The organism is Streptomyces triticisoli (assembly GCF_003270085.1).
In the GTDB taxonomy this organism is placed as follows: domain Bacteria; phylum Actinomycetota; class Actinomycetes; order Streptomycetales; family Streptomycetaceae; genus Streptomyces; species Streptomyces triticisoli.
Map to the genome: position 1 here is coordinate 1 of NZ_QFDQ01000189.1, position 7,829 is coordinate 7,829.

The following is a 7,829-nucleotide window of genomic DNA, read 5'->3' on the forward strand; positions in this document are numbered from 1 at the left end:
CCCGCCCGGGAGATCCCGGGCGGGGCGCCGCGTCGTACGGCCGGTCCGCTCGCTTCACCGAGCTGAACCGAGCTGAACCGAACGGAACCCCGGCTGATTCGTCCGATCCTGCCGGTGGGAGGCGCGGATCAGCCGCCCGACGTGTCGAGTTCGGCGTCCTCGCCGACGCCCGCGCAGTCGTACGGGTCCTTCAGCCAGCCGTCCGGCAGCACCACCCGGTTGTTGCCGGAGGTACGGCCGCGGGGCCCGTCGGCGCCGCCGGGCCAGGGCTGGTCGAGGTCCAGCTCGTCCAGGCCGGCCCGTAGCTCCTCCAGGGACGAGGTGATCGCCAGCCGCTTGCGCATCTCGGAACCGACCGCGAAGCCCTTGAGGTACCAGGCGACGTGCTTGCGGAAGTCGACGACGCCCCGCGACTCGTCGCCGAGCCACTCGCCGAGCAGGGTGGCGTGCCGGACCATGACGTCGGCGACCTCGCGCAGAGTGGGCCGTACACAGTCGTCCGTACGGCCCTCGAAGGCCGTCACCAGGTCGGCGAACAGCCACGGCCGGCCCAGGCAGCCGCGCCCCACGACCACGCCGTCGCAGCCGGTCTCCCGCACCATCCGCAGCGCGTCCTCGGCCGACCAGATGTCGCCGTTGCCGAGCACGGGGATCTCGGTGACGTGCTCCTTCAGGCGGGCGATCGCGTCCCAGTCCGCCGTGCCGCCGTAGTGCTGGGCGGCGGTGCGGCCGTGCAGGGCGATCGCCGTCACGCCCTCCTCGACCGCGATCCGGCCGGCGTCGAGGTAGGTGAGGTGGTCGTCGTCGATGCCCTTGCGCATCTTCATCGTGACCGGCAGGTCGCCGGCCCCGCTGACCGCCTCGCGCAGGATGGCCCGCAGCAGGTTGCGCTTGTAGGGGAGGGCCGAGCCACCGCCCTTGCGGGTCACCTTGGGCACCGGGCAGCCGAAGTTCAGGTCGATGTGGTCGGCCAGGTCCTCCTCCGCGATCATGCGGACGGCCTTGCCGACGGTGGCCGGGTCCACGCCGTACAGCTGGATCGAGCGCGGTCGCTCGCTCGCGTCGAACGTGATCAGCTGCATGGTCTTGTCGTTCCGCTCGACCAGCGCCCGGGTCGTGATCATCTCGCTGACGAACAGCCCCTTGCCGCCGCCGGCCGCACCCTTCGGGGGACGACCCCCGGACCCCCAGCCGTCGCCTTCGGCGAAGTCCCGGCACAAGGTGCGGAAAGGGGCGTTGGTGATGCCGGCCATGGGGGCCAGGACCACCGGCGGCTGGACGCGGTGTGGACCGATCTGCAGGGGGGACTCGGGCGTGGGCATTCCCCCATTGTCCCGTATCGGCTGTCGCACACCGGCAATAACCCTGCATCGACCATTAGTTAACCGCACTATCGAAATCCGCTACGCTGGAACCCATGCGCGAGCTCAGCCACCGGCGACGGCTGCTGGTACTGGCGATCTGCTGCATGAGCCTGCTGATCGTCAGCATCGACAACACCGTTCTGAATGTCGCCCTGCCCTCGCTGCAGCGGGAGTTGCACGCGAGCACGTCCGGTCTGCAGTGGACGATCGACGCCTACACGCTGGTGCTCGCCTCGCTGCTGATGCTCGCCGGCTCCACGGCCGACCGGATCGGGCGCAAACGGGTCTTCATGACGGGCCTGGTCGTCTTCGGCATCGGCTCGCTGCTGTGCTCCCTCGCACCCGACCTCGAACTGCTGATCGTCTTCCGCATGGTGCAGGCGGTCGGCGGCTCGATGCTGAACCCGGTCGCCATGTCGATCATCACCAACACCTTCACCGACCCGCGCGAGCGCGCCCGCGCGATCGGTGCGTGGGGCGCGGTGGTCGGCATATCCATGGCCGCGGGCCCCCTCGTCGGCGGACTGCTGGTGGAGTCGGTCGGCTGGCGCTCGATCTTCTGGGTCAACCTGCCGGTGGCCCTGGCCGCGCTGCTGCTCACCCTGCGCTTCGTCCCCGAGTCCCGGGCGCCGAAGGCCCGCCGGCCCGACCCGGTCGGCCAGGTGCTGGTCATCGCCCTGTTCGGCTCCCTGACGTACGCGATCATCGAGGCCCCGGCCGCAGGCCTCGCCCGGATCCTGCCCTTCGTCGTCGTCGCGCTGGCCGCCGTGCTCGGCCTGCTGTGGTACGAGCCGCGCCGTACCGAACCCCTCATCGACCTGCGCTTCTTCCGCTCGGCGCCGTTCAGCGGGGCCACCGTCGTCGCGATCAGCGCGTTCGCGGCGCTCGGCGGCTTCCTGTTCCTGTCCACGCTGTACCTGCAGAACGTACGCGGTCTGAACGCCCTGCACGCGGGCCTGTGGATGCTGCCGCTGGCGGCGCCGACCTTCCTGTGCGCGCCGCTGTCCGGGCGGCTGGTCGGCAGCCGGGGGCCGCGCCTGCCGCTACTGATCGCCGGTACCGCGATGACCGTGAGCGCGCTGCTGTTCGCGGCCTTCGATGCCGAGACCTCCCGCCTCACGCTCGTCATCGGGTACGCCCTGTTCGGCGTCGGCTTCGGCTTCGTCAACGCGCCCATCACCAACACCGCCGTCTCCGGCATGCCGCGCGCCCAGGCCGGTGTCGCCGCCGCCGTCGCCTCCACCAGCCGGCAGCTCGGGCAGACCCTCGGTGTCGCGGTGGTCGGCGCGCTGCTGGCCTCCGGGGTGGACTCGTCGTCGTACAGGCACGCCTTCGTCCCGGCCGCCCGGCCCGGGTGGTGGGTCCTGGTGGCGTGCGGGGCGGCCGTACTGGCCCTGGGCGCCCTCACCAACGGCCACTGGGCCAGGCGGACCGCCGAGCGCACGGCCGAGCGGCTGCAGGAGGGCGAGGTACGTCAGGCAGTGGGCATCGGCAGGTGAGTCACCGCCCGCCGCCCGGGTCCGGCCAGGGTCGCTTGGTAAGAAAAAAGTAAGCGAGGACACCCCGGCTGAGCTGCGGCTTTTCATCAAAGGTGTGACCCTTCGAGCCCTCCGCGTACTCCTCCCGAGTCGCCGCGCGGGCCATCAGAGGGAACTCTGGTGGGGCGCGATGAGCCCAGTGGGGCGAATGAATCCAGTGGGACACGCGCGACGCAAGGGGGAAATCCATCAACGGGAGACCACCATGCACCTCACACTCCGCAGCCGCTGTGTCCGTGGCGCCGCCGCGGGCGCCCTGTCCGTCGCCCTGGTGTCGGTCGGATCGGCCGGAGCCGTCGCCGCGACCGACCCGAGCCCGATGCCGACCCGCACCCACAGCGCCATGCCGACCGCGGCAGCCAAGGCGATCACCATCAGGGCCAGCCACAGCTCGATCAAGGCAGGGCACAGCGTGACGCTCACCGGGCGTGCGGACCACCTGGCGGCCGGCGCCAAGCTGACCGTTCAGCACTGGGTCAACGGCAAGTGGACCACTCTGCGCACCACCACCGTGGCCAAGAAGGGCAACACCTACACCGTGTCCACGAAGCTCGCGGTCAAGGGCCCGCAGAAACTGCGGGTGGTGCACGGGGCAACGCACTCCAGGACGGTCACCGTGCACGTGACCTGACCAGGGGATGACACGGTGCTGACGGGCTCGTAGCCCGCACCGCACCCGTTCCTCCTCGAACGCGTACGGCCGCCGAGTCGCTCGGCGGCCGTACGTCGTTGTCGTGCTGTCGTGCTGTCCTGTTACCGGAGTCAGCAGCCCACCAGGCGGCCGGCCAGGTAGCCCTCGATCTGGTCCAGCGACACCCGCTCCTGCTTCATGGAGTCACGCTCGCGGACCGTGACCGCATTGTCCTCCAGGGTGTCGAAGTCGACCGTGACGCAGTACGGCGTGCCGATCTCGTCCTGGCGGCGGTAGCGGCGGCCGATCGCGCCGGCGTCGTCGAACTCGATGTTCCAGTGCTGGCGCAGGGTCTGGGCGAGACCCTTGGCCTTCGGGGACAGCTCCGGGTTGCGGGAGAGCGGGAGCACCGCGGCCTTCACCGGGGCCAGGCGGTGGTCCAGGCGCAGCACCGTGCGCTTCTCCATCTTGCCCTTGGCGTTGGGCGCCTCGTCCTCGACGTAGGCGTCGAGCAGGAAGGCGAGCAACGCCCGGCCGACACCGGCCGCGGGCTCGATGACGTACGGCGTCCAGCGCTCGCCGGCCTCCTGGTCGAAGTAGGACAGGTCCTGGCCGGAGGCCTTGGAGTGGGCGTCGAGGTCGAAGTCGGTGCGGTTGGCGACGCCCTCGAGCTCGCCCCACTCGCTGCCGCCGAAGTTGTAGCGGTACTCGATGTCGGCGGTGCGCTTGGCGTAGTGGGAGAGCTTCTCCTGCGGGTGCTCGTACCAGCGCATGTTCTCCTCACGGAGACCCAGGCCGGTGTACCAGTTCCAGCGCTGCTCCATCCAGTACTCGTGCCACTTCTCGTCCTCGCCGGGCTTGACGAAGAACTCCATCTCCATCTGCTCGAACTCGCGGGTGCGGAAGATGAAGTTGCCCGGCGTGATCTCGTTGCGGAACGACTTGCCCATCTGGGCGATGCCGAACGGCGGCTTGCGGCGCGAAGTGGTCTGCACCTGGGCGAAGTTGGTGAAGATGCCCTGGGCGGTCTCGGGGCGCAGGTAGGCGACGGAGCCGGAGTCCTGGGTCGGGCCGAGGTGGGTGGAGAGCAGGCCCGAGAACTGCTTCGGCTCGGTGAACTGGCCCTTGTTGCCGCAGTTGGGGCAGTTGATGTCCGCGAGGCCGTTCTCCGGGGCGCGGCCCTTCTTCTCCTCGTACGCCTCCTCCAGGTGGTCGGCGCGGAACCGCTTGTGGCAGGCGGTGCACTCCGTCAGCGGGTCCGTGAAGGTGGCGACGTGACCGGAGGCGACCCAGACCTCGGGTGCCAGGATCACGGACGAGTCGATGCCGACCACGTCCTCGCGGGACGTCACCATGTAGCGCCACCACTGGCGCTTGAGGTTCTCCTTGAGCTCGACACCCAGGGGCCCATAGTCCCAGGCGGCACGCTGTCCGCCATAGATCTCACTGCAGGGGAATACGAAGCCTCGGCGCTTGCTCAGGCTGACGATGGTGTCGATCTTGTCGGCGGCCACGGTGCTCTCTTCATTACGACGACGGGCGATGAAGCGAGACGCTTCATGAGCGGGAATGCTTCAGGGTACCGGCGGGGGCTCCACCTGGGCCAAATCGGTGCCGGGTAAGGGCTCTTTTGGGTCTCGCGCGGCCCCCTCACAGGGGCTTGTTGACAACGGTTTCCATGTTAGTTGAAAATGACTGTCATGAACGTACGACGACGCCTCATATCGGGGACCGCGGCCGCGGCGGCCACCGCCCTCGGTCTCGGAGCCCTCTCCGCCTGTTCCTCCTCCCCCGCGGCCGGCGACAGCAGCGGCAAGTACGACATCGTCGCGTCGTTCTACCCGATGGCCTTCCTCGCCGAGCAGATCGGCGGGGACCACGTCCACGTCACCAGTCTCACCCAGGCCGGCCAGGAACCGCACGACCTGGAAATCAGCGCCCGGCAGACCGCGCGGCTGGAGGAGTCCGACGCGGCGCTCTACCTCAAGGGCCTGCAGCCCTCCGTCGACAAGGCCATCGCCCAGTCCGGGATCAGGACGAAGATCGACGCCGCCTCCCTGACCACACTGAGGAACCACGGTGACGAGGCGGGCGGGCACGCCCACGACCCGCACGAGGATGAGAAGTCCGACGGCAAGGACCCCCACGTCTGGCTCGACCCGGTGCGCTACGCGCAGATCGCCGAGGGCGTCGGCAAGGCCTTCGCCAAGGGCGACCCGGCCCACGCGGCCGACTACCGCAAGAACACCGAGGCCCTGGTCAAGAAGCTCGACGAGCTCAACACCCGGTACGAGACCGGGCTGAGGAACACCAGGAACAGGACCTTCATCACCACGCACGCCTCCTTCGGCTACCTCGCCGAGCGCTACGGCCTGACCGAGGAGGCCATCAACGGCCTCGACCCGGACTCCGAGCCCAGCGCGGCCCGGGTGCGGGACCTGGAGAGGACGGCGAAGGCCGACGGGGTGACGACCGTCTTCTACGAGACGCTCGTCAGCGACAGGACCGCGAAGACCCTCGCCAGGGACGCGCACCTGAAGACGGACGTCCTCGACCCGATCGAGGGCATCACCGGCAAGTCCCGCGGCACCGACTACTTCCAGGTCATGGAGGCCAACCTCAAGGCGCTGCAGAAGGCCCTGGGCTCCAAGTGAGCGGCAGGGCGGACAAGGAGGACGACACCATGGGCGAGCCCGTCATAGCCATGCGCGAAGTGACCGCCGAGCTCGGCTCGCGCCCCGTCCTGCGCGGCATCGACCTCACCGTGCGGCGCGGCGAGGTCGTCGCGCTGCTCGGCGCGAACGGCTCCGGGAAGTCGACGGCCGTGCGCAGCGTCATCGGCCAGGTGCCGGTGAGCGCCGGCGAGGTCGAGCTGTTCGGCACCCCGCGGCGCCGCTTCCGCGACTGGTCGCGGATCGGCTACGTCCCGCAGCGCACGACCGCCGCGGGCGGCGTCCCGGCGACGGTCACCGAGATCGTCTCCTCGGGCCGGCTGTCGCGCACCCGCTTCGGCGTCTTCCGCAGGGCCGACCGCACGGCCGTGCACCGCGCCCTGGAGCTGGTCGGCATGGCGAACCGTGCGAAGGACTCCGTCGACGCCCTCTCCGGCGGCCAGCACCAGCGCGTGCTGATCGCCCGCGCGCTGGCCGCCGAACCCGAACTGCTGATCATGGACGAGCCCATGGCAGGCGTCGACCTGGCCAGCCAGGAGGTCCTGGCGCACACCCTCCAGGAGCAGGTCGCGGCCGGTACGACGGTACTGCTCGTGCTGCACGAACTGGGCCCCCTGGAGCCCCTGATCGACCGGGCGGTGGTGCTCCGCGACGGCTGCGTCGTACACGACGGCCCGCCCCCGAAAGCAGTCGGACAGCACGCCCTGCCCGGCCACGACCACGTACATCCGCACGCCCCCTCGGGCGCCGGTCCGATCCGCACGGGACTGCTGAGCTGATGGAACTGTTGAACTACGCCTTCATGCAGCGGGCCCTGCTCGCCGCCGTCCTGGTCGGCGTCACCGCCCCCGCCATCGGCATCTACCTCGTCCAGCGCCGCCAGTCCCTGATGGGCGACGGCATCGGCCACGTGGCCATGACCGGCGTCGGCCTCGGCTTCCTGCTGTCCGTCTCCCCAGTGTGGATGGCGGCGGCCGTGTCCGTCCTCGGCGCGGTGCTCATGGAGCTGATCCGCTGGTACGGCCGCACCCGCGGCGACATCGCCCTGGCGATGCTCTTCTACGGCGGCATGGCGGGCGGCGTGATGTTCATCAACCTCGCCCCCGGCGGCTCCAACGCCAACCTGACCTCGTACCTGTTCGGTTCGCTGTCGACGGTCTCGCAGTCGGACGTCACGGCGATCTGCGTGCTCGCGGCCTTCGTCGTCCTGGTCACCCTGGGCCTGCGCCGCCAGTTGTTCGCGGTCAGCCAGGACGAGGAGTTCGCGCGGGTGACCGGGCTGCCGGTGCGCGCCCTGAACCTGCTGACGGCCGTCACGGCGGCGGTGACGGTGACCGTCGCGATGCGCGTGGTCGGACTGCTGCTGGTCTCGGCGCTGATGGTGGTCCCGGTGGCCGCCGCCCAGCAGCTCAGCCGCAGCTTCGCCGCGACCTTCGCGATCGCCGTCGCCATCGGGGTGAGCGTCACGATCGGCGGCACGGTCACGTCGTACTACCAGGACGTGCCGCCCGGCGCGACGATCGTGCTGCTGACCATCGCCGCGTTCATCGCGCTCACCGCGCTGGCCACCCCCCTGGCCCGGCGGCGCGCGCGGGCGCCGGCCGCGACGCGCCCGGCCGGGGAC

Annotated in this window: 7 protein-coding genes; 5 read left to right on the forward strand and 2 right to left on the reverse strand. The window is 70.2% G+C overall.

The window, feature by feature from the left end; genetic code table 11:
* Positions 1–128: 128 nt before the first annotated feature.
* On the reverse strand, positions 129–1,322 hold the full coding sequence (gene dusB, locus DEP02_RS24725; protein ID WP_112469895.1) for a tRNA dihydrouridine synthase DusB: 1,194 nt from the start codon (positions 1,320–1,322) through the stop codon (positions 129–131).
* Positions 1,323–1,417: 95 nt separating this feature from the next.
* Here dusB and DEP02_RS24730 point away from each other — a divergent pair, with 95 nt between their 5' ends.
* Positions 1,418–2,863: an MFS transporter gene (locus DEP02_RS24730; RefSeq protein WP_112469896.1), complete on the forward strand. Its 1,446-nt coding sequence runs from the start codon at positions 1,418–1,420 to the stop codon at positions 2,861–2,863.
* Between the two features lie 244 nt (positions 2,864–3,107).
* On the forward strand, positions 3,108–3,533 hold the full coding sequence (locus tag DEP02_RS24735; protein ID WP_112469897.1) for a hypothetical protein: 426 nt from the start codon (positions 3,108–3,110) through the stop codon (positions 3,531–3,533).
* 131 nt (positions 3,534–3,664) lie between these two features.
* Here the strand turns inward: DEP02_RS24735 and DEP02_RS24740 are convergent, their stop codons facing one another.
* Positions 3,665–5,047: a glycine--tRNA ligase gene (locus DEP02_RS24740; protein WP_112469898.1), complete on the reverse strand. Its 1,383-nt coding sequence runs from the start codon at positions 5,045–5,047 to the stop codon at positions 3,665–3,667.
* Positions 5,048–5,233: 186 nt separating this feature from the next.
* On the opposite strand from DEP02_RS24740, the gene DEP02_RS24745 reads away from it, so the two are divergent.
* From DEP02_RS24745 to DEP02_RS24755, 3 genes are all read left to right on the forward strand, one after another.
* A complete protein-coding gene (locus DEP02_RS24745; protein ID WP_112469899.1) occupies positions 5,234–6,187 on the forward strand; it encodes a metal ABC transporter substrate-binding protein in 954 nt (317 codons plus the stop codon).
* 29 nt (positions 6,188–6,216) lie between these two features.
* Positions 6,217–6,984 carry a metal ABC transporter ATP-binding protein gene (locus DEP02_RS24750; protein WP_112469901.1) on the forward strand — a complete coding sequence of 256 codons (768 nt, stop codon included), beginning with the start codon at positions 6,217–6,219 and terminating at the stop codon, positions 6,982–6,984.
* Positions 6,984–7,829: metal ABC transporter permease (locus tag DEP02_RS24755; RefSeq protein WP_112469900.1), on the forward strand; the 846-nt coding region annotated here is incomplete at its 3' end. The genes DEP02_RS24750 and DEP02_RS24755, both read left to right, overlap by 1 nt.